Annotated in this window: 28 protein-coding genes; 13 read left to right on the forward strand and 15 right to left on the reverse strand. The window is 71.2% G+C overall.

From position 1 onward, the window contains the following. Window positions 1-36: 36 nt before the first annotated feature. Window positions 37-834, forward strand: a complete 798-nt coding sequence (locus H5J29_RS01465; RefSeq protein ID WP_181779055.1) for a TIM barrel protein — start codon at window positions 37-39, stop codon at window positions 832-834. Between the two features lie 371 nt (window positions 835-1,205). On the opposite strand, the gene H5J29_RS01470 is transcribed toward H5J29_RS01465, so the two are convergent. Further along, window positions 1,206-1,766, reverse strand: a complete 561-nt coding sequence (locus H5J29_RS01470; protein WP_181779056.1) for a four-helix bundle copper-binding protein — start codon at window positions 1,764-1,766, stop codon at window positions 1,206-1,208. A gap of 78 nt (window positions 1,767-1,844) precedes the next feature. Further along, window positions 1,845-2,030: a hypothetical protein gene (locus H5J29_RS01475; RefSeq protein ID WP_181779057.1), complete on the reverse strand. Its 186-nt coding sequence runs from the start codon at window positions 2,028-2,030 to the stop codon at window positions 1,845-1,847. A 455-nt stretch (window positions 2,031-2,485) separates the two neighbouring features. Here H5J29_RS01475 and H5J29_RS01480 point away from each other — a divergent pair, with 455 nt between their 5' ends. The 7 genes from H5J29_RS01480 to H5J29_RS01510 all read left to right on the forward strand — a co-directional run bounded on the left by H5J29_RS01480 (window position 2,486) and on the right by H5J29_RS01510 (window position 8,222). Next, window positions 2,486-3,484 (forward strand): acyl-CoA desaturase, encoded by a 999-nt coding sequence (locus H5J29_RS01480; RefSeq protein WP_376768483.1) that lies wholly within the window; start codon window positions 2,486-2,488, stop codon window positions 3,482-3,484. 48 nt (window positions 3,485-3,532) lie between these two features. Continuing rightward, window positions 3,533-4,198, forward strand: a complete 666-nt coding sequence (locus tag H5J29_RS01485) for a permease (RefSeq protein WP_181779058.1) — start codon at window positions 3,533-3,535, stop codon at window positions 4,196-4,198. A 76-nt stretch (window positions 4,199-4,274) separates the two neighbouring features. After that, window positions 4,275-4,844: a hypothetical protein gene (locus H5J29_RS01490; RefSeq protein WP_181779059.1), complete on the forward strand. Its 570-nt coding sequence runs from the start codon at window positions 4,275-4,277 to the stop codon at window positions 4,842-4,844. Window positions 4,845-4,920: 76 nt separating this feature from the next. Further along, window positions 4,921-5,193: a hypothetical protein gene (locus H5J29_RS01495; RefSeq protein ID WP_181779060.1), complete on the forward strand. Its 273-nt coding sequence runs from the start codon at window positions 4,921-4,923 to the stop codon at window positions 5,191-5,193. A gap of 52 nt (window positions 5,194-5,245) precedes the next feature. Continuing rightward, window positions 5,246-6,163 (forward strand): diacylglycerol/lipid kinase family protein, encoded by a 918-nt coding sequence (locus H5J29_RS01500; RefSeq protein WP_181779061.1) that lies wholly within the window; start codon window positions 5,246-5,248, stop codon window positions 6,161-6,163. A gap of 179 nt (window positions 6,164-6,342) precedes the next feature. After that, complete coding sequence (locus tag H5J29_RS01505) at window positions 6,343-7,200, forward strand: patatin-like phospholipase family protein (RefSeq protein ID WP_220186869.1); 858 nt, start codon at window positions 6,343-6,345, stop codon at window positions 7,198-7,200. Continuing rightward, window positions 7,197-8,222: a 1-acyl-sn-glycerol-3-phosphate acyltransferase gene (locus H5J29_RS01510; protein ID WP_181779063.1), complete on the forward strand. Its 1,026-nt coding sequence runs from the start codon at window positions 7,197-7,199 to the stop codon at window positions 8,220-8,222. Before H5J29_RS01505 ends, H5J29_RS01510 begins: the two co-directional genes overlap by 4 nt. A gap of 52 nt (window positions 8,223-8,274) precedes the next feature. Here the strand turns inward: H5J29_RS01510 and H5J29_RS01515 are convergent, their stop codons facing one another. The 7 genes from H5J29_RS01515 to H5J29_RS01545 all read right to left on the reverse strand — a co-directional run bounded on the left by H5J29_RS01515 (window position 8,275) and on the right by H5J29_RS01545 (window position 14,165). After that, window positions 8,275-9,462 (reverse strand): low temperature requirement protein A, encoded by a 1,188-nt coding sequence (locus H5J29_RS01515; RefSeq protein WP_181779064.1) that lies wholly within the window; start codon window positions 9,460-9,462, stop codon window positions 8,275-8,277. A 53-nt stretch (window positions 9,463-9,515) separates the two neighbouring features. After that, entirely contained in the window at window positions 9,516-10,628 is a 1,113-nt protein-coding gene (gene tal / locus H5J29_RS01520) for a transaldolase (protein WP_181779065.1), read from the reverse strand. After that, window positions 10,625-10,804, reverse strand: coding sequence for a hypothetical protein (locus tag H5J29_RS01525; RefSeq protein WP_181779066.1), 180 nt, complete (start codon window positions 10,802-10,804; stop codon window positions 10,625-10,627). Before H5J29_RS01525 ends, tal begins: the two co-directional genes overlap by 4 nt. Then, the gene (locus tag H5J29_RS01530; RefSeq protein ID WP_181779067.1) at window positions 10,801-11,277 is read right to left on the reverse strand and encodes a hypothetical protein; all 477 of its coding nucleotides are present in this window, start codon (window positions 11,275-11,277) and stop codon (window positions 10,801-10,803) included. Before H5J29_RS01530 ends, H5J29_RS01525 begins: the two co-directional genes overlap by 4 nt. A 31-nt stretch (window positions 11,278-11,308) precedes the next feature. Further along, window positions 11,309-12,190, reverse strand: a complete 882-nt coding sequence (locus H5J29_RS01535) for a manganese catalase (RefSeq protein WP_181779068.1) — start codon at window positions 12,188-12,190, stop codon at window positions 11,309-11,311. A 392-nt stretch (window positions 12,191-12,582) separates the two neighbouring features. Beyond that, window positions 12,583-13,305 carry an alpha/beta fold hydrolase gene (locus H5J29_RS01540; RefSeq protein WP_181779069.1) on the reverse strand — a complete coding sequence of 241 codons (723 nt, stop codon included), beginning with the start codon at window positions 13,303-13,305 and terminating at the stop codon, window positions 12,583-12,585. Next, window positions 13,302-14,165 carry an alpha/beta fold hydrolase gene (locus tag H5J29_RS01545; RefSeq protein ID WP_220186870.1) on the reverse strand — a complete coding sequence of 288 codons (864 nt, stop codon included), beginning with the start codon at window positions 14,163-14,165 and terminating at the stop codon, window positions 13,302-13,304. The genes H5J29_RS01540 and H5J29_RS01545 overlap by 4 nt, the downstream gene beginning before the upstream one ends. A gap of 581 nt (window positions 14,166-14,746) precedes the next feature. Here H5J29_RS01545 and H5J29_RS01550 point away from each other — a divergent pair. Together H5J29_RS01550 and H5J29_RS01555 are read left to right on the forward strand one after the other, a co-directional pair. Next, window positions 14,747-15,019, forward strand: a complete 273-nt coding sequence (locus tag H5J29_RS01550; RefSeq protein WP_181779071.1) for a WhiB family transcriptional regulator — start codon at window positions 14,747-14,749, stop codon at window positions 15,017-15,019. Then, window positions 15,012-15,335, forward strand: coding sequence for a WhiB family transcriptional regulator (locus tag H5J29_RS01555; RefSeq protein WP_181779072.1), 324 nt, complete (start codon window positions 15,012-15,014; stop codon window positions 15,333-15,335). Before H5J29_RS01550 ends, H5J29_RS01555 begins: the two co-directional genes overlap by 8 nt. A gap of 181 nt (window positions 15,336-15,516) precedes the next feature. On the opposite strand, the gene H5J29_RS01560 is transcribed toward H5J29_RS01555, so the two are convergent. Next, window positions 15,517-15,774 (reverse strand): WhiB family transcriptional regulator, encoded by a 258-nt coding sequence (locus H5J29_RS01560; RefSeq protein WP_181779073.1) that lies wholly within the window; start codon window positions 15,772-15,774, stop codon window positions 15,517-15,519. A gap of 508 nt (window positions 15,775-16,282) precedes the next feature. On the opposite strand from H5J29_RS01560, the gene H5J29_RS01565 reads away from it, so the two are divergent. Continuing rightward, a complete protein-coding gene (locus tag H5J29_RS01565) occupies window positions 16,283-16,528 on the forward strand; it encodes a cupin domain-containing protein (RefSeq protein WP_181779074.1) in 246 nt (81 codons plus the stop codon). Continuing rightward, the gene (locus tag H5J29_RS01570; protein ID WP_181779075.1) at window positions 16,525-16,662 is read left to right on the forward strand and encodes a hypothetical protein; all 138 of its coding nucleotides are present in this window, start codon (window positions 16,525-16,527) and stop codon (window positions 16,660-16,662) included. Before H5J29_RS01565 ends, H5J29_RS01570 begins: the two co-directional genes overlap by 4 nt. 54 nt (window positions 16,663-16,716) lie before the next feature. On the opposite strand, the gene H5J29_RS01575 is transcribed toward H5J29_RS01570, so the two are convergent. Together H5J29_RS01575 and H5J29_RS01580 are read right to left on the reverse strand one after the other, a co-directional pair. Further along, window positions 16,717-17,355 (reverse strand): LuxR C-terminal-related transcriptional regulator, encoded by a 639-nt coding sequence (locus H5J29_RS01575; protein ID WP_181779076.1) that lies wholly within the window; start codon window positions 17,353-17,355, stop codon window positions 16,717-16,719. Further along, window positions 17,343-19,280, reverse strand: a complete 1,938-nt coding sequence (locus H5J29_RS01580; RefSeq protein WP_181779077.1) for a sensor histidine kinase — start codon at window positions 19,278-19,280, stop codon at window positions 17,343-17,345. Before H5J29_RS01580 ends, H5J29_RS01575 begins: the two co-directional genes overlap by 13 nt. Window positions 19,281-19,397: 117 nt before the next feature. Between H5J29_RS01580 and H5J29_RS01585 the strand changes: the two genes are divergently transcribed. Next, on the forward strand, window positions 19,398-20,072 hold the full coding sequence (locus tag H5J29_RS01585; RefSeq protein WP_181779078.1) for a hypothetical protein: 675 nt from the start codon (window positions 19,398-19,400) through the stop codon (window positions 20,070-20,072). A 484-nt stretch (window positions 20,073-20,556) separates the two neighbouring features. Here H5J29_RS01585 and H5J29_RS34595 read toward each other — a convergent pair whose 3' ends face one another. Genes H5J29_RS34595 through H5J29_RS01595 form a run of 3 tightly spaced genes read right to left on the reverse strand, consistent with a single transcriptional unit; the run spans window position 20,557 to window position 22,131 of the window. Next, window positions 20,557-20,976: a zinc-binding dehydrogenase gene (locus H5J29_RS34595; protein ID WP_312858016.1), complete on the reverse strand. Its 420-nt coding sequence runs from the start codon at window positions 20,974-20,976 to the stop codon at window positions 20,557-20,559. Beyond that, window positions 20,973-21,515 (reverse strand): alcohol dehydrogenase catalytic domain-containing protein, encoded by a 543-nt coding sequence (locus tag H5J29_RS34600; protein ID WP_246393272.1) that lies wholly within the window; start codon window positions 21,513-21,515, stop codon window positions 20,973-20,975. The genes H5J29_RS34595 and H5J29_RS34600 overlap by 4 nt, the downstream gene beginning before the upstream one ends. 49 nt (window positions 21,516-21,564) lie before the next feature. Then, window positions 21,565-22,131 (reverse strand): TetR family transcriptional regulator, encoded by a 567-nt coding sequence (locus H5J29_RS01595; RefSeq protein WP_181779079.1) that lies wholly within the window; start codon window positions 22,129-22,131, stop codon window positions 21,565-21,567. Window positions 22,132-22,139 lie beyond the last annotated feature (8 nt).

The raw sequence follows: 22,139 nt of genomic DNA on the forward strand, positions 1-22,139 counted from the left end.
CGAGCACCGGCCCGTCGCCCTCACGGAGGTGGCGAAATGATCGACACCGGCAGCAGCTACCGACTCGCCGCGTCAGCAGAGATGCTCTTCGTCGACCTCCCGTTCGTCGAGCGGGTCCGGCGGATCGCGCGCCTCGGCTACGAGGTCGAGATCTGGGACTGGACCCGCAAGGACGTCCCCGCCCTCGTGGAGACGGGCGCCACGTTCTCGTCCATGACCGGGTACGTCACCGGAACCCTCGCCGACCCCGCGGGCGCCGAGGAGCTCCTGCACACCGCCGAGCAGTCGCTGAAGGCCGCCGAGCAGCTCGGCTGCCCGCGGCTCAACCTGCACGGCACCGGCCTCGACGACCGCGGCGTGCCCGTCGTGGCGTCCGAGATCGTCACCCCGCGGATGTGGCTCACCGCGGCGCGCACGCTCTCCCGGGTGGCCGAGCTGGGTGAGCGCGCCGGGCGGGTGTTCACCCTGGAGAACCTCAACACCGCGGTCGACCACCCCGGCACCCCGTTCGCCGCGGCATCGGACACGATCGCCCTGGTCGAGGCCGTCGGCAGCCCGCACGTACGGCTCAACCTGGACCTCTACCACGCCCAGATCGGCGAGGGGAACCTCGTCGAGCTCGTCGAACGCGCCCTCCCCCTCGTCGGGGAGATCCAGGTCGCCGACGTCCCCGGCCGCCGCGAACCCGGCACGGGGGAGATCCACTACCCCGCCGTCGCCGCCGCGCTCGACCGCCTCGGCTACACCGGCGTCGTCGGGCTTGAAGGCTGGGCCTCCGACGACCCCGAGACCGCCCTCGACCGCTTCCGGACCAGCTTCACCGTCTCCCGGTGACCGACCCCTGATCCCGCGCGTTCTCCCACAACGCACCACGACCGACGGCGGCTCGGCTGGCGGTCGGTGGGTCGACTCAATGCACGGCCGCAGCCAGTCACGTCGTGGCGGCGGCGAGGACCTCGTCGAGGTTGTCGGACACGCAGTGGGTGCCACCGGGAATCAGCACTATCATGTGTCGTCCGCAAGGCGCGGTGTCACATCCGTCGCCGGGGTCACGGACTACGAAACGACCTTCCGATGACGCCAACCTGTCAACGGCGTTCACCTCTAGCCAGGAGCACCGGGCACGGCGCATCAGTAGCCGATGAGGTCAGGCAGCGGGCGGGCCTATCGCGACATCGGCCCGACGGGCTGTGCTTACGCGCAACTCACTGCGACGCCATGGCCAGGGGACCAGGCGGCCCGGTGAAGGAAGCCAGCAACGCCGAGCATGCCGCTTGGGCTGTTCGGCAGGCCTGCGCGCTGATCCGGCAGTGATCGTGGATCGGTGCGAATTCCTCGCACACGGCTCGACCGGCGGCGCAGGCCGCCCGGCACGCATTCAACAGGGCGCACGCGACGGACACGTCGGTCGCGGTGTGTCGCGACAGCACCCGGGCCGTCAGCGCAGACACGTCGGCGGCGGTGAGGAGGGTCTTGATGCAGCCGGCGAGCTCGTCCACCGCCTCCTCGGCCAGGCAGGCGTCCGCACAGACGGTTGCGGCGTGGGCCGCTTGGCTCAACGTCTCGATGCAGTGTCCGAGAACGGCGGGGTCGGCCGGGCCCTGACCGCGATGACGCGGCGGGAGCGCCGAGAACATCTGTTCGACAACGTTCATCGCCTGCTGCTCCTTCGCCGTGCCACCTGGGCTCTGTCCGGGGTGGATCGCGATCACCTCGGCGAGCCCGGTGCCGCGCAGGTCGCGGACGACCGCGATGTGCTCTGGCATGACAGGTCCTCCAGTCCGGCCCAGACGGATGTGACTCGATCCGACGCCGCCGGGGGTTCGGCCCCGGTGGCCTGCGGCCTACATCCCGAGCTTTCCGCCGAGACCCCCGATCAGGTCCTTGGGGTCGATGCCGAACTTGGCCAGGAGGCCCTGGTCCTTGTCGGTGTCGACGTTCTCGGGCAGCTCCTGTTCGGCCTGCCCGGCTTGGTCCTGGTCGCCGCGAGACTTGATCATCTCGAGGATCTTGTCCTTGGGGATCTCCACGATGGTGCTCCTTCTGCAGTGCGCCACACGGGCACGGAGGACTGACAGATGTGGTGGCAGGTGATCGACCGTCAGGCTCAGCGACGCGCCCAGGAGGAGCGACGGTGACCCACGCGCAGAAGGGCTCACGAACTGAAGAAGCCCCGGTCCCTCCGGCGTCGATCGAGCTACACCGGGGTCCGAGGCGTGAGGTCGTGCACGTTCTGGGACGACGGTAGGCGTGGCACTCGGTACCCGCAACTCCCGGCCCCTCGGCGTCGTCGACCCCGTCCGCGCTGGGCCTGCGGGTCGGCGACGTCACGCACTGGTTCTGAGTGAAGCGACCGACGCCGGGTAACCGGTCCTCATGAGGTCGAGCTCCCGTCGGGGGCTCACCATCGTCCGCTCCTGATCTCGGCGGTAGTAGTGACGGCGCACCGTGCGACCGTGATCCGTCGAAAGGGAGCACCTTCACGTTGACCACAACACTGCCTGAGCGCGTGTCCGCGGACGCCACGCCGAGTGGCACCAGTGCGGCGAAGCCGCTGCACGGCGATGCGCAACCTCGTGGGCGGGCCTGGCTGGTGTACGCCTTCACCGCGATTCCGATGCTGGCCCTCGTCGCGGCCGTCCCGATGGCGTGGGGCTGGGGCTTGTCGTGGCTCGACGTCGGCCTCGCCGTCGCCTTCTATGTGGTGTCGATCCTCGGGGTGACCGTCGGTTTCCATCGCTACTTCACCCACCGCGCCTTCCGGGCCGGCCGTGGCCTGCGCAACGGCTTGGCGATCGCCGGGAGCCTGGCGATGCAGGGTGACGTGATCACCTGGGTGGCCGATCACCGGCGCCATCACGCGTTCGCCGACAAGGAGGGTGACCCGCACTCCCCATGGCTGCACGGCACCACGCCGGCCGGTCTGGCCAAGGGGTTCTTCCACGCTCACCTCGGGTGGCTGTTCGACCGCACCACGACGAACGCCGAGCGGTTCGCCCCGGACCTGCTCGCCGACCGGGACCTGATCCGGATCGGTCGCCTGTTCCCGGTGTGGACCGCGGTGACCCTGCTGGCTCCGGCCCTCATCGGAGGTGTCGCCACGCTGTCCTGGTGGGGCGCGCTCACCGCGTTCTTCTGGGCAGGCCTTGTCCGCGTCGCCGTCCTGCACCACGTCACCTGGTCGATCAACTCGATCTGTCACATGATCGGCGACCGTCCCTGGACCGCACCCGGCAAGGCCACCAACGTCTGGCCGCTGGCGATCCTGTCCATGGGCGAGTCCTGGCACAACCTGCACCACGCCGACCCGACCTGCGCCCGACACGGCGTCGCACCCGGCCAGATCGACATCTCCGCCCGCGTCATCCGGCTGTTCGAGAAGCTCGGCTGGGTCGATCGCGTGCGATGGCCCACCACAGCCCGCCTGGCCCGGCTCGCCGCCAGGTCCGATCGCGATGCCCCCCGGCTGCCTGTCGGCGGCTAGGTCTTCGCCCTGTTTCCGCCCACGACAACCCCACAGAGAGGCACCACCATGACCACCACTCCGAACACCGGCGCGGTCAGGGTCGACCCGACCCGCGACGGACACGACGACCACGGCAACGGATCCCGGACCACCGCCGTCGACCCCACCCCGAACGGGCGGGACATCGCCCCGGCGACCCCCGACGTCCGCCACGACCGCATCCGGTGGGGCTCGGTGTGGACCGGCGCTCTGACGACCCTGTCGGTGTTCATCGTCCTGCAGCTGCTGTTCTTCGCTCTCGGCTGGCTCGACCTCGGCTTCGACGACACCGCGAACGCGAGCGTGCGCGCCATCGTCAGCGGCGTGCTCGCCCTGATCGCGTTCTTCCTCGGCGGCGCCGCAGCAGGCGCCTCCGCCCTGTGGCACCGCGCCAACGACGGCATGGTCAACGGTGTCGTCACCTGGGCGGTCACCGTCATCGCCGTGCTCGCCCTCGCCCTGATCGGCGGCGGCGCCCTGCTCGGCTCGCTGGCCGACGTCGCCACCCAGTTCGTCGACCTGCGCAACGCCGGCGCCGGCGTCGACGTGGCCGCCGCCACCGAGAACGCCCGACAGACCGCCGGATGGGCCGCCCTCGGCCTGGGCCTCACCATGGTCGCCGCCGCCCTCGGCGGCTCCATCGGCGCCAAGATCTGGCCCGGCCGCGGAGAGCGCGACTCCCACCGCCGCTGATCCCCCGCCCGGTGCCCCACACCCGGGGTACCGGGCGGCCCCCGCACCCCCGATCGACCACACCCCAGGAGATCCCATGTCAGAGCGCAACACGATCGTCCGCAGCATGCACGACGCCGGCCTGGCCGCCTGGTTCGGCGGGTCCCTCGCCGGGGCCGTCGGCATCAACGGTGCCGCAGCCGACCTGCCCGACCCGACTCAGCGCCTGCGCGTGGCCACCACCGGCTGGGCCCGCTGGACACCGGTCAACCTCGCCGCCATCGCCACCCACCTCGTCGGCGGCGCCGCTCTTCTGCAGGCCAACAAGGGACGCGTCGCCACCCAGAAGGGAGTCGGCGCCTCCACCGTCACCAAGCTCGTGCTGACCGGCGCCGCGCTCGCCGTCACCGGCTACAGCCGGATCCTGGGCAAGAAGCTGGAGAACGCCGAAGGGGCACCGGTCGAAGGCGGCACCGAACCGGCCGCGACCACACCGCCCGCCGCCGCCAAGGCCCAGCAGCAGCTCAAGGTCTGCCAGTGGCTCATCCCCGCCCTGACCGGCGGACTCGTCGTCGTCAACGCCCTACACGGTGAGCAGCAGCGCCCCGACCAGCAGCTCGCCGGAATCCTGGAGAAGCCGGCCAAGTGGATCCGCGCCGTCGCATGACCAGCCGAACCGGCGTCGTGTTCCGACGCACCGAACTCCGCCCTGGGCGCATCGTAAGCCGGTCAGGGAGTCGACGATGAGCCTCGTCGCCGTCGTGCGCCGGTATCTCGTGGACCGCCTGCTGTTCGGCAGGCGCCCTCGCCGTTCCTCCTACCCCGGTCTCCCGCCCTCAGGCCCGAGGCGCCGTGGGCGGTTCGGGCTGTGGGGGCCGGTGCCCTACTACTCCACCCGCACCCGTCGCGGCGCCAGTGTCTCGGTCGGCGGTTGTTGTCTGCCGCTGCCGCTGTTCCTCGTCCTCGGCTTCGGCGTGGGGCTCAGAGCGTTGTGGCGGAAGGTGCGTCGACCATGAGCCAATCATCGATCGGTCGTGCCGTCCCACCACCGGTCAGGGAAGGCCACCGATGACCGCCGAAGCCGCGGACAGTCCCGTGATCGGCAAGGTCACGTTCGCCCGGATTGTCGTGATCTTCAACCCGCACAGCACCGGGTCTGCGGCGGAGCTGGCCGAAGAGCTGCATGCCGACCTCACCCGACGCCTGCCTGAGACGTCGGTACAGCTGACTCCGACCGAGCACGCGGGCCACGCCCGCGACCTGGCCAGGGACGCGGCGAAGACCCCCCGCTCGTTGATCGTGTCGGTGAGCGGGGACGGCGGCTACAACGAGGTCGTCGACGGAGTCATGCAGGCCGGGGATACCGGAACGGTCTGCGCGGTCATGGCCGCGGGCAATGCCAACGACCACAGCCGGACCACCAGCGAGCAGCCCCTCGGCGACGCCATCGTCACCGGCCGGGTCCGCCACCTCGATCTGCTGCGCCTCACCGTCGGCCATGGTCCAGGCGCCGTGGTCCGGTACGCCCACTCCTACATCGGGATGGGACTGACACCCATCGTGGCGGTCGACCTCGAAGAGGGCGGTAAGGGCTCGCTGCGGGAAATCGTCTCCGTGGTGCGGACCTTCGCACGGTTCCGTCCCTTCACCGTCACGCTCGAGGACGGGACCCGCCGCGACTTCGACAGCCTGCTCTTCGCGAACATCGCGGAGATGGCCAAGTACGCGACCCTGAGCGAGACCGGGCGGCCCGACGACGGACGGTTCGAGGTGATCGCCCTGCCCCACGTGTCCAAGTGGAAGGTCCTCGGCGTCGCGATCAGAGCGGCGACCCGCGGCCTCGGCCCCCAACCGTCGGCGACCCGCTTCGGATTCGTCACCCACAAACCGACCCCACTACAGCTCGACGGAGAGGTTCTGCCCCTCCGCGCCGACACCCCGCTACTGGTCGAGATCGCACCGAGCGCCCTGGCTACTGTCGGTTGATCGTCGGGGCCTCCACGTCCCCCCACCCTTGAAGATGACCATGCCGGCAACGGCGAATCCCCCGACCCGCCGCCGGTCTGTCCCAGAGCCGTCCCGCTCCGGCGGTAGAGCGACAGGAAACCTGCCTGACTCGCGTCAGCGGCGCCATCGGCTGCCGCATGAACGGAGAGAATCGACCGGTGAGCACTCGAGGTGGGACCGCGGTCGTCCTCGGCGGGGGCGGCGTGCTCGGCGCCGTCCAGGTCGGCATGATCCGAGCCCTGATCGAGTTCGGCGTCCGGCCCGACCTCGTCGTGGGTACCTCGGTCGGCGCCCTCAACGGAGCCGTTCTCGCCGCGCTGCCACCCGACGAGGTCGTCGGCCGACTCGACGCGCTGTGGTCCTCCGCGCAGACGCGCAGCCTGTTCGCGGCAGGGACGTTGCGGCGGCTGCGCACGCTCGCCCACAGCGGGGTGGCCGCGCACTCCTCGCAACCGCTGCGGCAGGCCGCCGGCACAGTGCTGGGAGCTGTGCGGTTCGAGGACCTGCCCGTGCGCTTCACCTGCTGCGCGGCCCGCATCGAGGACGCCTCCGAGCACTGGTTCGACCACGGCCCGGTGCTCGACGCCGTTCTCGCCTCGGCCGCGGTCCCCGGGTTGTTGCCTCCCGTGCAGGTCGAGGGACACCACTTCTACGACGGCGGCCTGGTCAACAGCATCCCGCTCGGCCGTGCGGTGGAACTGGGCGCCGAACGGGTCTTCGTCCTGCACGTGGGCCGCGTCGATCAACCACTGCGCCCGCCGCAGCGCCCCTGGGAGGTCGGCCTCGTGGCCTTCGAGATCGCGCGCCGACACCGCTACCGCCGTGACCTGGCCGCCGTGCCGAAGGGAGTCGAGGTGCACGTACTACCCACCGGAGGGGCGGGCGCACCGCGCTGGGACAGCCGAGACGCCCTGCGCTACCGACCGACCACCGCGGCCACCGACCGAATCGGCATCGCCTACCAGGCGTCGCGAGACTACCTCCGCACGCATCTGGCCGACGAGGACCGACGATGAACCTCCCACCACGATGGGTACGGCGGCTCGTCCTCGCCCCCGCGATGGTTCTGATCACCGCCGTCGTGCTCGCGACCCTCCCGCTCTGGCTGCTGATCGGAACGGCGCTGTCGCCGTTCCTACCGGGACGGCTACGCGCTGTCCGGGTGCTCTGGGTCGCCGTCGTCGCGCTGGTCACCGAGAGCGCGGTGCTCTGCGCCCTGCTCGGACTGTGGATCGCCGCCGGGTTCGGCCTCGCGTTGCGCACCCCCCTCCTGCAGTACCTGCACTACCAGCTCGTGGGCTGGTACCTGCGCACGCTCTACCGCGAGGCGGCCCGGGTACTGCGCCTGAGAGTCCAGATCGACGGACCCGATCCCGACGAGTACCTCGACCGCCCCCTACTCGTGTTCTGCCGCCACGCAGGCCCCGGCGACTCCTTCCTGCTCATCCACGCCCTGGTCAACTGGTACGCCCGGGAACCCCGCATCATCCTGACCGAGGCCCTGCAATGGGACCCAGCGCTCGACGTGATGCTCAACCGGCTCCCCAACCGCTTCATCCCGGCCGGAGGCGGCGGAACGCGGCTCGAACGCCGCATCGCCGACCTCGCGACCGCCCTCGACCACAACGACGCCTTCGTGATCTTCCCCGAAGGCGGCAACTTCACCGAACGCCGCCGCACAGCCGCCATCAGCCGGTTGCGTGCCCGCGGGCTGGAGGACATGGCACGCCGCTCCGAAGCCATGCGCCACGTCCTCGCGCCCCGCCCGGGCGGCGTCACCGCAGCATTGGCCGCAGCACCCGACGCCGACATCGTCTGGGTCGCCCACGCCGGCCTGGACCACCTCTTCACCGTCGCCGACATCTGGCACGCCCTCCCACTCGACACCACCGTGGACATGCGCTGGTGGCGAGTACCCGCGGGTGAGGTACCCCGAGACGAAGCGGGCCAGGTCGAGTGGCTCTACCGATGGTGGGAGCGGATCGACGAGTGGATCGACAGGAGCAGGCAGCTACCCGGAGACCACACAGAGGGATGACCCCTCCCCGCCGGGCCCCGAACAACCCCGTCGCGCATGTCGGGGGTGTCCGTCAGGTGCCTGCGCGTCGGCTGATCGTGCCCTGCACCGCGAGCACGAGGCACACCGCGGCGAGTCCTCCGACCAGCAGCAGCTCGGAGCTCTGTGGGACGGCCGCGGCGGCGGCGAGGATGGGGATCGCGACGGTGGGCCACGGCCACACCGCGCGCAGCGAACGGCGAGCGCCGCCCAGGATGAGCGCGGAGCCGGCCAGGAACAGCAGCAGCCCGACCACGAGGGTCCAGCTCCCGGGAGTGGGCAGCACGGCGTCGGGATGGATGACGAGGTCCTCGATCCCTACTCCGACCATGGCGGTGCCCAGGGCCAGTGGCAGGTGTCCGTAGACGAACAGGTCGTGACGCTCATCGGCGGCCGCCCCCTGCGGTGTGGGGTCCTGGTCGTCGCGTTCCTGGAGTTTCGCCGCGCTGCTGGCTGCGGTCGTGTCGAAGTAGGTCCACCACAGGGTGGCCGCGACGACGAACCCGACGACGCCGACCGCGATCGCGGTCGGCGCCCACCCTGCGTAGTACACGCCCCTGGCCGCGCCGCCGACGGCCTCTCCCAGCACGAGGATCACCAGCAGCCCGAATCGCTCGGGCAGGTGCTCCATGTGCAGGGGTAGGAAGTCGTCGCGCCAGGTGGCGACGATCGGAGCGGCGGCGTCGACCGCTACCGCGGCTGCCCACAGCCAGTACCTCGTCGGGCCGTCGACGATGAGCGAGACCGCCCACAACGCCGAGCTGACCGCGGTGGTGAGGAGGTAGACGTCGATCGTCGGGCGGGCGTCGGGGATGTGGCGCCAGGCGCGGGCGTAGAGGAACAGCAGGACCAGGTGCCCGGCGAGGAAGCTGGCCGCGAACGGCGCCGACAGGTCACCGTCGGCCGCGGCCGCGCTGGCCGCGCACCCGGCGATGGACAGGGTCGCGGCCAGCTTCGCGACGCGGAACACCACGTCGTCGGTGTCGAAGCGGTTGGCGTAGAGGGTGAACCCGACCCAGGACAGCCAGATCGCCACGAACAGTGCGGCGAACGTGGCGAACCCGTTCCAGGTGAGGTCGCCCAGGAAGGTCTCCGCGAGTTCCATGATCACCAGGACGTAGGCCAGGTCGAAGAACAGCTCCAACCTGCTCGCCGTCGCCTCCTGCCCGGTGCGCAGCCGAGGTGGACGGACGAGGGGTTGCTCGCCGACGTCGGTTGCCATCAGATCGCTCCCTGTCGTCTGCTACGGCCACGTCGGACAACCGGACCGGCGGGTCAGTGGGACGGGCCCAACTGGCGTTCCACCGTCTGCTGCAGCTCGTGCCAGGACTGCTCGAATGCCGCGACGCCGTCGTTCTCCAGGGTGAGGAACACGTCGGTGACGTCGATCCCGACCGCCTGCAGGTCGTCGAAGACGGCGCGGGCCTCGGCGGCGTAGCCGGTGACCCGGTCACCGGTGGTGTCGCCGTGGTCGGCGAAGGCCTGCAGGGTCTTCGCGGGCATGGTGTTCACGGTCCCGGCGACGACCAGCTCGGAGACGTAGAGGGTGTCGGGGTAGTCCGGGTTCTTGACCCCGGTCGAGGCCCACAGGGGCCGCTGCGGGGTGGCGCCGAGTCCGGACAGGTGTCGCCACCGGTCGCCGGCCAGGACCTTCTCGTGTGCGGCGTAGGCCAACCGCGAGTTCGCGACGGCGGCCTTGCCGCGTAGCGCGAGCGCGGCGTCGGTGCCGATCGCCTCGAGTCGGCGGTCGATCTCCCCGTCGACACGGGAGACGAAGAACGACGCCACGGACATGATCTCGCCGAGGTCGTGGCCGTTGTCGTGGGCCTCGGTGAGGCCGTCGAGGTAGGCCTGGGCGACGAGCTCGTAACGTTCGACCGAGAAGATCAACGTGACGTTCACGCTGATCCCGTGGGCGAGGGCGCGGGTGATGGCGGGTAGGCCCTGTTCGGTCGCCGGGATCTTCACCAGCAGGTTGGGCCGGTCCACCGTCTTCCACAGGTCGATCGCCTCGTCCACGGTGGCGTCGGTGTCGCGGGCGTGGGTCGGGTCGACCTCGAGCGACACCCTTCCGTCGATGCCGCCGGTCGCGCCCCAGGTCGCTCGGAACAGGTCGCAGGCCTGCTGCACGTCGAACGCCGTGATCGCGCGGATGGCCGCCGCCACGTCGGTCCCCGTGTCCGCCAGCTCGCGGATCTGCTGGTCGTAGGCGTCCCCCTGGGACAGGGCGGTGGCGAAGATCGTGGGGTTGGTGGTCACCCCCACGACGCTGCTGTCCCGGATCAGGTCGGCGAGTGTGCCCGAGCGCAGACGCTCCCGGGACAGGTCGTCGAGCCAGACCGCCACCCCGGCGGTGGAGAGCTCGGCGAGCCGGTCGCGGGTGGTCACGATGTCTCCTCGGAGGGTGTCGACGTCGACGCTGGGGTGGCGTGGTCCAGGCCGGGCGCGGTCATGGCGCAGTCCAGGCCGCAGTGACGCACGAGCAGGACCACGGCGCCCACCACGGCCGCGGCCATCCCGAACGCGCCGGTGGTGCGGGGCCCGAGGGGTTCGACGAGCCTCATGCCGACGTGCTCCCTTCAGGATCGGACGAGATCTCCGTCTGGGCCTCGAGGGAGCGCCCGACCCGGCTGATCAGGAGCTGGGGTGTGCTCACGGTGACCGTCAGCCCGGGGTGGTGCAGCAGGCCGAACGGGACGAGCCCGGTGACGGGCCGGATGAAGCGGAGGCACACGCCGCCGTCGGTGTCGCTGCCGAAGGTCAACCCGCGGTCGGCGAGGGAGAGCCTCGGACCCAGCGCCTTGACCAGGCCGAACGGGCCGCTCGTCTCGACCGAGGCGATGTTCGTCAGGAGCGTCTGGACTCGCCACGGCCCGAAACGGACGTCGAGACGGTCGTGCTCGACGCGGACCCACGAGGTCCCGGGCCCGACACCGAGCACCGCGAGCACGGGCCTGGTCAGCCTGGTGAAGGAGAACTGATACTCGCTGGTGGCGGCCAACACCGGGCGGTGCTGGCGGCCGAAGGGCGGGATCACCGAGCGCTCCGAGTACTGGTCGGGACCATCGTCACTCCCGGTTCAGCTTGTCCTGGGCGGCACCGGCGAGCTTCTCGACGGCGTTGGGCAGCTCGGTGGTGCCGTAGAAGCGGCTGTCGGGGTGGGTGGGCGGCGGCATCGGAGCCGACGTGGTGGGCCCGTCGTGGTAGGTGAACTCGCCCTTGCCGTCCGGGCTGGGGCCCTTGGCCCAGCGGCCCTCACCGGCGTGGACGCCGTCGGAGAAGTTGAGGTACTGGTAGGAGACCTCGGTGTGCTCCTTGTGCTGCGGGAAGTTGCTGGGGGCGGGGAGGTTCTCGGCGCCCTCCTCCTGGAGCTCGGCGACCGCGGCGAGCCACATGTTCTGGTGCATGGTGTCGCGGGCGAGCAGGAACGACAGCAGATCGCGTACGCCGTGGTCGTCGGTCATGTGGTAGAGCCGGGCGACCTGGACGCGGCCCTGCATCTCGGCGCCGGCGTTCTGGGAGAAGTCGGCGAGCAGGTTGCCCGAGGCGGTGATGTAGGAGCCCTGCCAGGGGTTGCCGTTGCTGTCGACGGGGCGGGCGCCGGCCCCGGCGACGATGGCGTGCTGGACGTCGGTGCCGCCGACGATCGCGGCGACGGTCGGGTCGTCCTGCACGGCGTCGGAGGTGATGCCCAGGGGTGCCTTCTCCAGTAGCTGGGCGATCATCGTGGCGAGCATCTCGACGTGCCCGATCTCCTCGGCGCCGATGCCGAAGACCAGGTCGCGGTACTTGCCGGGGATGTGCATGTTCCAGCCCTGGAACATGTACTGCATGGCGATGGTGATCTCGCCGTACTGCCCGCCGAGGACCTCCTGGAGCTTGCGGGCGTAGACGGCGTCGGGCTTGTCCGGTGTGGACTTGAACTGCAGTTCCTGGCGGTGGAAGAACACGAGGGGCTCCTGACACCGGCGCGGGCACGTCCGAGGACGGCGGGGCGACACGGTGGAGAGGGCGGCTGCGGTGGGCGGGCGGTTCTCTGCACCCACGGGCGAGGGCCGGACCCGTGAGACGACGGTAGCGAGGATCGGGCCGACCCGCACGGTGGATGCGTCGCGCTGGTGACGCGTCGACTGGGACGCAGGTCCCGAAGCGGACATTGACTGCTGCCGATCCTTCGCCGCTCCGCCGGGGGCGAACGCCGAGGGACTGCGGGTAGAGAAGCTCTATCTCGCGGTCCTCGAGAAGGCCGCCGATTCGTCATCTCCCCTGTGAGGACGCAGCGGTGAGTAAAGGGCGGTGACGTGCCGCCTGCACCAACGGCTCCTCCACCGGCTCGAGCGGCTCAGGTGGCTCTGTGAACTGCTCGGGTGAGGAATGAGCTGATGGCGGCTCCTACGTCGTCGGGCTCGGTGAGGGGAACCATGTGTGCCCCCTTCGCCAAAGTCACTGCGGTGCCGTGCGCGGTGATGCGGGCGAGCGTGGCGATCCAGTCGGCGGGGGCGATGCGGTCCCGCGGACCGCGCAGGACGAGGACCGGGCAGGAGACGACGAGCAGCGGGTTCTCGATCCGGTGCCGGCGCGCCGCGCCCATCGTGCGGGCCATCGCGACCGGTCCGGTGCGCGTGTAGTCGCGCACGAGCAGTGGCGCCTGTGCGGCGGGCTCGTGGACGGTGGTCCGTAGCCATCGTGCGGCGAGGCGCGACCGGGTTCGTGCGCGGGGATCGGTCGTCGGACCGATCAGGACGAGCGCGGCCACCACACCCGGTGCGAGAGCCGCCACCTCAGCTACCACCTGGCAACCTGCCGAGTGTCCGACCAGGACACAGGGGCCGATCCCGAGTTCTCCGATGCGGTCGAGCAGCCGGGTCGCCTGAACAGGCGGGTCGACTGCGCTGCGCCGCGGCGCCGGTCGGCCGAACCCGGGAAGGGTCACCACGGTCGCACCGCCGGCTGCGCCGGCAGCCCGAAAGCTGGGTCGCAGGGTTGCTGCGGAGAGCCCGAGCCCTGGGACTCCGACCAGTGGCATCGCCGCCAGACCGCTCAATGCTCCGACCGGGCCCGTCATGCGGGCGAGACCGATGCGGCGACGGCCTCGACGGAGTCGGGTCGAGGGCGGCGCAGGGTCCGGCGCAGCGAGCGCAGGTCGGACCGGGCGGGCGCGGTGGTCCCGAGGAAGTCGAGCAGGGCCGTGGCGAAGCGGGCCGGATGCTCGGAATGGGGGAAGTGCCCCGTGCCGTCGAAGATCTCCAGCCGGCTGCCGGGGAGCCGGTCGTGGGCGGCGCGGGCGTGCGCGGCGGGGATGACGGTGTCGCTGCTGCCCGCGACGAGCAGGACGGGGACGTCGGTGAGCAGGTAGAGCCTGCCGGTGCCGTCGAGCCGCTGCCCGGCCCAGCTCAGGGTGCTGCGTACGGTCTGGACGAAGGCGTGGCGTGCGCCGTGTTCGGCGAAGGAGGCCAGTGCGTAGGACATGCCGTCGAGGTCGGCCGCGGGGACGCCCGGGATCGCTGCGGCGACGCGGCGGACGAGAACGGCGACCGGACGCGGGGTCAGTGCGGTGGCCAGGTGCAGGGCGGCGGCGGTGCCGGGGAGGGTCGCGGCGCGCAGGGCGAAGGTGACGTCCGGGCCGAGGCCGCCGCTGGCGTCGAGCACGAGGCGCTCGGTCAGCTCGGGGAACTGGTAGGCGAACTGCATGGCCACACCCCCGCCGAAGGAGTGCCCGACGATCGTCGCGGGCCCGAGGCCGAGGGCGACGAGCAGGTCACGTAGTCCGGCGGCGTAGGCGCCGAGGGAGTAGTCGCCGCTGCGGGGTTTGGCCGTCTCGCCGTGGCCGAGCAGGTCGGGCGCGATCACGTGGGTGTCGCGGCCCAGCAGCGGCAGCACGGGCTCCCAGGTCGCGGAGCTGCTGGCCAGGCCGTGGAGCAGCACGACGGTCGGTCCACCAGTGCTGGCGCCGGTCTCCAGGAAGGTGACGCGTTGGTCGTGCAGTGTGATCTCGCGGTGCCGAACCGCGGCCGGTCGGGCACCCCGGCCCCGAGCGCGAGGGGGCGCCGATGCGGGGAGAGGGCAGCGGCGTCCGCCGGTGGGAGACATGTGTTCCTCCGAGACGGGCACCCGAGGGCTGGGGGAGCACGATGGTGGGGTGATGACTGCGGATACCGCGGTTCGCTGATCGATAGCCCGAAAGCCGTCGTCTCGTCCGTCACTCTCCCCCGTCCTGTCGCAGGCCGACCCGGCTCCTTCGCCGGTCGCACCCCGGTTTCCCACGCGGTTTGGCCGGTCGCGAGAGCGGTTATCCTCCGACCAGCCCCCGTGACCCCGGTCGGCGTCCGCTCCGTGCACCGTCTTCCGGAGATCTGAGGTCACATGGCACCCCTGCTCGACGTTCTTGACTGCTCGTCGCCTGCACCACCGCGTACCCGAACCACGGGGCAGCGCCGCCACAGAGGGTGCCGGTGATGGCAGGGACCGCCTCAGCGGGTGGCTCGGCACGCTCGGGTGAGGACCGGATGTGGCTGGTCCGGGGGGCCTGTCGCGATAGTGCGGTCGATCCCGAGCTGTTCTTCCCCACGGGCGGCGTCAGTGGCCCCGCACTGTTGCAGCAGGCCGAGGCGAAATCAGTGTGTCGACGGTGCCCGGTCGTGCTCGACTGCCTGCACTGGGCCATGTCGACGCGCAGCGCCGGGGTCTGGGGCGGCACGTCCGAGGAGGAACGAATGCTCCTCGGACGTCGGGGGCAGTCGGTCGATCGTTCTGCGCCCGGTTCGGTCGACCATGGCTGACACCCGGTGGATACCCACCCCGGTCGTCACGGCGTGGGACTGGCAGCTGCGTGCGTCCTGTCGTGGCCTCGCTACCGAGTTGTTCTTCGCACCCGACCAGGAGCGCAGCGCCCACCGCGCGAAGCGGGAGGCGCGGGCGAAGCTGGTCTGCCGGGAGTGCCCGGTCATCGAGCGGTGCCGATATCACGCTCGCGCCGCCGCAGAGGCCTACGGGATATGGGGTGGGCTCTCGGAGAAGGAGCGAGCAGCGGTGACCGGTCATCGGAGTGCGCTGTCCCGCCGAGGCTGCGACGACCGTGGTCGTCCGGCCACGTGATCGGACACGCCATCCGGCTACCGCGGTGGGTGTCGGCGTCAACTCCCGAACGGTCGCCCTCCCTGCCGTGCCCGATCAGATGGAGTCTCGATGCCCAAGCGAAGCGTGGCGGCCCGCTCCGGCCACGGGCCACGAGGTCCGCTCCCACCGGAACGGTCCCGCAGGACACGTGTCGACTTGTTCAGGAGACGACACCGTTGCGCCTGCCGCCCTCGAGGATCACGGCCCGATCGGCCACGGAGAGTCCGCCCCATACTCCATACGGCTCTCGTGCAGCCAGCGCCCAGCGTCGGCACTGCTCGATCACCGGGCAGCCCCGGCAGACCTGCTTCGCCTGCAGTTCCCGCGCCTGTCTCTCGAGGCCACGCTCTCGTTCCGGGTGGAAGAACAGCGAATTGTCCAGGACGCGGTCACCTCGCTGCCGGCTCGTTGTGGTCACCGCTTACACCTGATCACAACCACTCATCGGAGCCGGTGATGGAGCCCCCGACTCCTCCAGCGGGTTCACGGTTCACGTCCGTGGCGGTGTACCGATCGTCGCAGGTCAGAGCGTTGTCGCTCTGACCTGCTTCGGGTTCTCCCAGATCCAGTTACCGTTCACTACACGCAAGCTCTCCCGAAAGGGAGTCAGCTGATCGGACCTCGGCGGCCCCGAATCGGCAGGTTCTCGCAGGTCAGGTGGCCGACGAGCCGCGTGGTCGCCGTAGCCCTCTCCGCATAGCGAGTAGTCAGCTGCTCGACGATCGTCATGGCCTCGTGATCATGAGAGTCACCATGGCCAGCCCGAGATGATCGACGCCATCGTCCGAACCGCCTGATCACGGGCGACCAGACGACGGGGACCTGGCCTCCGGGTAACAGATGATCGAGATGGACACTGTGGTCGTCGGCGACACCGCTCACCGGCACGAGAAGGCCCACGCCGACGTTCCTCGAGGAGACCTCTGATGACCCGGATCGTCCGCCCCGGCGAGGGCCGGCCCATCGACCCGACGCTGATCCGGATGGTCGGGCGGGAGGATCTGCCCGGCGGCGGGATCGGGATCATCGAGGGGACCCTGGCTCCCGGGCACCTCATCCCCCCGCACACCCACTCGGACGTCGACGAGCTGACCTACGTCCTGGAGGGCGAGGTCACCGCCGAGATCGACGGTGAGGTGGTGGTCGCGCCCACCGGTAGCTACGTGAGATGACCGCGATCTTCTCCGACGACACCCTCGACGAACAGACACGGTTCGCCGGCCTGCTCGACGTGAACCACCGCTTCGGGGTCCAGCACCATCCCGAGCAGATCGCTGCCCTCAAAGAGCGGCACGGTCTGGCCTGAGAAGGCGCTCACGGTGGTCGCTGCCTCCGCAGGCGGCCAGGAGTGGCAACGGCGTCATCGCCGGACGGCGCTCGCGAACCAGGTCAGCACGGCCAGCACTCTCTGGTTGTCCTCAGGGCCCGCGTCGATTCCCAGCTTGTCGACTATCGAGCGGAGGTGGGCCTCGACCGTCCGCTTGGAGATGACGAGGTCGGCAGCGATGCCGGCGTTGCTGCGGCCCGACGCGACCCGGCCCAGGACCTCCACCTCGCGCTCGGTCAAGGCGGCGAGCTCGGCGCTCCGGCCGTCGAGCACCGCGGGGTCGATCACGGTCCCGCCCGTACCGACTGTCGCGACGTCGTCGAGGAAAGCGGCCGTGTCGAGGACGCGGTCCTTGAGCAGATAGCCGAACGCGGTGACCCGGGCACCCGCCAGGTCCGCGACGAGACCGGGGTCGACCGTCTGGCTGAGCACCAGCACGGCCAGCTCCGGGAACCGGTCGCGGAGGTAGACGGCCGCGCGGGCGCCGTCGTCGGTGTAGGTCGGCGGCATCCGGACGTCGGCGATGAGCAGGTCGGGGCGGTGTCGGTTGACCTGTTCGACCAGCGCACGGGCGTCCCCCACCTGCGCGACGACAGCGTGACCGACCGACTCCAGCAGCCGCACCAGCCCGTCACGGAGCAGGATCTGGTCCTCGGCGATCACGATCCGCACGGGACCACCGCCTCCACCACGGTGCCGGTCGGCACGGCGTCGCGGACGACCAGCACGCCGCCGGCCGCGGCCACCCGCTCGGCCAGGCCACGCAGGCCTGAGCCCAGGCGTGGGTCGGCACCGCCGCGGCCGTCGTCGGACACGGTGACGGTGAGGGCGTCCGTGTCCGCCCCGATCCGCACGTCCACCCTTCGAGCGGCCGAATGCTTGAGCGCGTTCGTGACGGCCTCGCTGACGACGTAGTACGCGGTGGCCTCGACGTCCGGAGCGAAACGCGACGGGGACACGTCCAACCCGACGACCGGTCGTACGGCGCTGAACAGGGAACCGAGTGCGACGGCGAGCCCACCGCGCGCCAGCAGTTCCGGCTGTCGGCCGCCTCCGAGCGCACGGACCTCCTCGACCGCGGAGCGGAGCGCGCCGACCGTCTCCTCGAGGAGCAGCCGGGTCGAGGGATCGTCGACCGCGTGCCCGGAGAGCTGCAGGTTCAGCGCGAGTCCGAGCAACCTCCCCTGGAGGCCGTCGTGCAGGTCCTGGGCGATCCGGCTGCGTTCGTGCTCGGCGGCGAGGTCGGCGCGACCTGCGGCGTACACCAGGCAGGCCTCCGCCCACGCGTGGCGCAGCACCGCGGTGAGGTCGCCGAACGACGCGAGTCGGGCCGCGGCCTCCGGTGTCCCCGGCAGCGCCACGACGGTCGGCCTGCCGTCGGTGGCGGCGAGCACCACGTCGGCGGGTGGGCTCGTCGCCGCCGCACCGGCCGCTGCCACCTCGGCATCCGGCGAGGCCGACACCACGGTGTCGGACGGGTCGAGCACCGCCCCGTCGGCCCCGGTCCACCTCCCTGCGTCGACCTTGAACGCGAGCGTGAGGTCCGGGTCGTCGACCAGCCTCCTGAGGACGACGAGGGCGCTGCCGCGGTGCCGGCCGTCGTCGATGTGGCCGAGCAGCGCCAGCTCGTGCCGCAGCTCCGCGGCCGGGTCGACGACCCGGGCGAGCCACCCGTGCAGGCGCAGCCAGGGCCAGGTGAGCGCGGCCGTCGCTGCTCCACCCGCGAGCAACGCCACGCCCGGCGGAACGACATCGGCGGGCAGCAGCAGGGCGACGACGGACCCGACGATCAGGACCACGGTGCCCAGCAGGCCGTGCAGGGCCGAGACCACCACGTGAGTCCGCAGGATGGGCGATCCGGCCGGCGCCGTCGTCGCCGCACCACCGAGGCCGCAGAGCAGCGTTCCGACCGCGAAACCCCACAGCAGGGCGGTGACCGACGCATCCTCGTCCGCTCCGATGCCTGCGGCCAGGAAACCCACGGCCGTGCACCACGCGATGATCCCGACGGGGAACATCGCGGCGACCGCGGCGAGGATCGCCCGCCGCCGGGTCTCCCCGCCCGACCCGGCCACGGCCCGCCAGGTGACGACCGGAGCGAGCAGGAACGACCCGAGCCACACCACCATCGACCACGTCTCGGCCCCCGCGACACCCGCCAGCGCCGCGGCGACCAGCGCGACGCCAGCCAGCGCCACCAGCAGGATCGTCGCCTCCCACCGGCGCCGCCGACGGCCGACGGCCCGACTGCTCGCCATCACCGGAACCAGCTGGACCAGGGTCAACGGCACGATGTGCCAGCCGCCCGCGAGTAGTTCGACCACCGGGCCTCCCAGCCCGCCACCGAGGGTCAGCAGGGTCGGGTAGACCGCGACGGTCGTGCCGAGCACGCCGACGGCCGGGACGGTGCCACGCGTACGCCCCTTCGGCACGTAGGCCGCGACCAGCAGGATCACGACGCCCGCGATGAGCATGGCCGGGCGCGTCCCGGGGGCCGGCCGGAACCCAGGGTCCACCCAGGGCTGCGGCAGGACGAGCGCGAACGCCACGACGGCGGCCGCTGCGATCCAGGTCCAGACCGGCCGGCTCGGCTTCACCCCGCCATCCTGCCCGACCGCTCGACCATGAGGAATCGGTGTTCACGCCGATGTCGCCCGGTCGACGGGCTCTAGCGTCCGACGACGAAGCCCCCACACACGAGGACCGAGGACACCATGAGCTCTGCCGTCGACCCCGACCCGACCACCGTCTCGTCGAACGACGTCGCCGGGCCGCTGCCCGGCGGAGCCGTCGCCGCGATCTCCGGCGCGCTGGTACTCACGGTGTGCAATGTGCTGTCCGGTCTCTACCCCGCGACCGGGTCGAGCGCCGATCTGGCGGCGTGGTTCGGGGCGAACCCGGGGCTCACCGAGGCGACCGCCGCCACCGGTCTCGTTGCCGCTCTGCTGCTCGTACCGGGCATCTGGGCCGTGGCCCAACGCCTGCACGGCGTCCTCGCAGCCACCGGGGCCTGGCTGGCGGGCAGCGGCTACCTGCTCTCGACGGTCCTGTCCTTCGAGGCGCTGACCACGCTTTCGATCCTGAGCGCGGGCGCGGATCCGGGGCTGCTCGGCGCCGCCTCCGACGAACACGGCTCGACCACCGCCCTCGCCGTCTACGTCGTGTTCGGGCTCGGCGCCCTGATCGGCACGGTGCTGCTCGGTGTGGCGATGCTGCGGCAACGGTCCACAGTGCCCGCCTGGGCCGGCTGGGCGATGATCGCGAGCGCTCCGGTGCGGATGATCGGGCTGCTCACCGGTCTCACCCTCGTGGGCCCGCCGCTGGCCTCGCTGCTGCTCGCGGTGGGGTTCGCAGGTGTGCTCATCGCCGGAAAGCGATCCCGGCACTGACTGGCTCCCGGGTAGGACGCCACCATCGCGTCGGTGAGCTGTCCGACGGCAGGTCCCCGAGCAGGTTCTCCGAGGCCTGCCTGATCCCCCTGCCTCCGCCGCACCGAAGGGCCGACGGGTCTCGCCTCGGTCCCAGCCTCCGGCCGGACCTCCGAGGGAGCCTTCCGGAATGGATGAGGTATCGAACGATTCAGCACCCCGGTAGTTCGATATCTGACGATCGAAGCGCTCAAGCATCAGATATCGAAGCCATGCTGGCCGCCCGCGCCCGGGGTCGGTTGTGGACCACCGCCCGCGCCGCCCATCCCGCCTCGCGCGGACGCAGGCCCGCGAACGGTGTGGGGAGCTGCTGGCGGGCGGGCCTCGGCCGACGAGTGATCGTCTGCTAGACCGGCCCCCTGGTCGCCGCAGCTGACCGGGACGACCAGCGCGACAGAGCCTGCACCGACCTCGTCGCCGGCCTGCACATGGCGGGAAGCCATGGTCAGTCGGGTACGACCACGAGCTTGCCGCCGACGGGTCGGCTGCCTGTCTCCATCTCGGTCAGAGCCGCGACGGCGTCCGTGAGCGGGACGACGCGACCGATCGCCACGTCCAGTTCGCCCCGTTCGGCAGCCTCGGCCACCTCCTCGAGGTCTGCGACGTTCGCCTTGCCCATGAAGGCGGAGTACGGGCCCGGTAGGGCGCTGCGCAGGAACTTGCGCGGAGTGGGGACGATGTCGATGATGCGCCCGCCCGGCCTGATCAGGAGTCGGGCGGTGGGGAACGGCAGCGACCCGACGGTGTCGAACACGACGTCGAACCGGTGCGCCAGCGGCGTGGGGTCCACGGTGAAGTCGACCACGGGGTCGACGCCCAGCTCGGCCGCCTGGGGCGCGGACGCCGCCCGGCAGCTCCCCGTCACCGCCGCACCGCTGCGCCGCTGCGCCGCGACAGCTGCACCGCGGACCGCCCGACGGCGCCGAGGCAGCCGTGCACGAAGATCGCCGCATCGGGCCGGAGGCCGTCGGCATGCCGCAACGCCTGCAGGGCGGTCACCGCGACGACCGGGAGGGTCGCCGCCTTCTCGAAGCTCAGGGCAGGCGGCTTGCGTGCCACCGCCGTCGCCTCGGCCACCACCACGTCGGCGAAGGCACCGGCGCCGCGCAAGCTCGCCATCCCGAAGACCGCGTCACCCGTCTGCAGGTGGGTGACGCCTGCGCCGACCGCTTCGACGACCCCTGCGAAGTCGTGGCCGATCCCCCGTGGAAAGCGCCGACCGGTCATCGGCCGCATCTCACCGCGGCGGATCTTGCCGTCCATCGGGTTGGCCGCTGCGGCGCGAACCCGGACCAGCACCTGGCCCGGCCCCGGCGACGCAGGGGTGAACGGCTCCAGCCGGAGGACATCGGGCCCGCCGTAGCGGGTGTACTGAACACGATGGGTCTTGCCGTCCGAGGACATGACGGGCCTCTCTGTCCGGACACGGGATCAGGTCTGTCGGGGAGCGCGGTCAGGGTCGATCGGGGAGCATCGACCCGAGTCGGGCGAGCACGCCCTCGGTGATCGTCGTCAAGTCCCTGCGGTCGTCGCCGGCGAGCCAGACGTCGTACGCGAACCGGAACACCGCGACGCCCACCCGCGCGGCCAGTAGCGCGGACTCCGCGTCGACGCCACGGCCGTGCAGGACCTCGGCGATGGCGTCGGCGAGCTCGTCGTTCTTGGCGAGCTCCCGTTCCGCGATCTCGGGGTTGGCGGCGAGCACCGCCTGGCGTCGGCGGTGCCGGTCACGACCCGCAGCCGCCCAGTCGAAGGAGGACAGCACGTCGACGACCGACAGAAGCGGCTCACCGACGTCGCGGGCCTCGACCATCTTCTGCACGAGCGTCGACCGCAGGGTCTCGGCGTCGGCGAAGAGCACCTCGCGTTTGTCGGGGAAGTACCGGAAGAACGTGCGTGTCGTGACGCCGGCGCGGGCCGAGATGTCGACGACGCTGGTGTCCGCCAGACCGCGTTCGGTGAACAACTCCAGCGCCGACTCGATGAGCCGCTCCCGGCTACCGGGCTTCCAACGGGGCATCGTCGGCC

The organism is Pseudonocardia pini (assembly GCF_013870575.1).
Taxonomy (GTDB): Bacteria; Actinomycetota; Actinomycetes; order Mycobacteriales; family Pseudonocardiaceae; genus Pseudonocardia; species Pseudonocardia pini.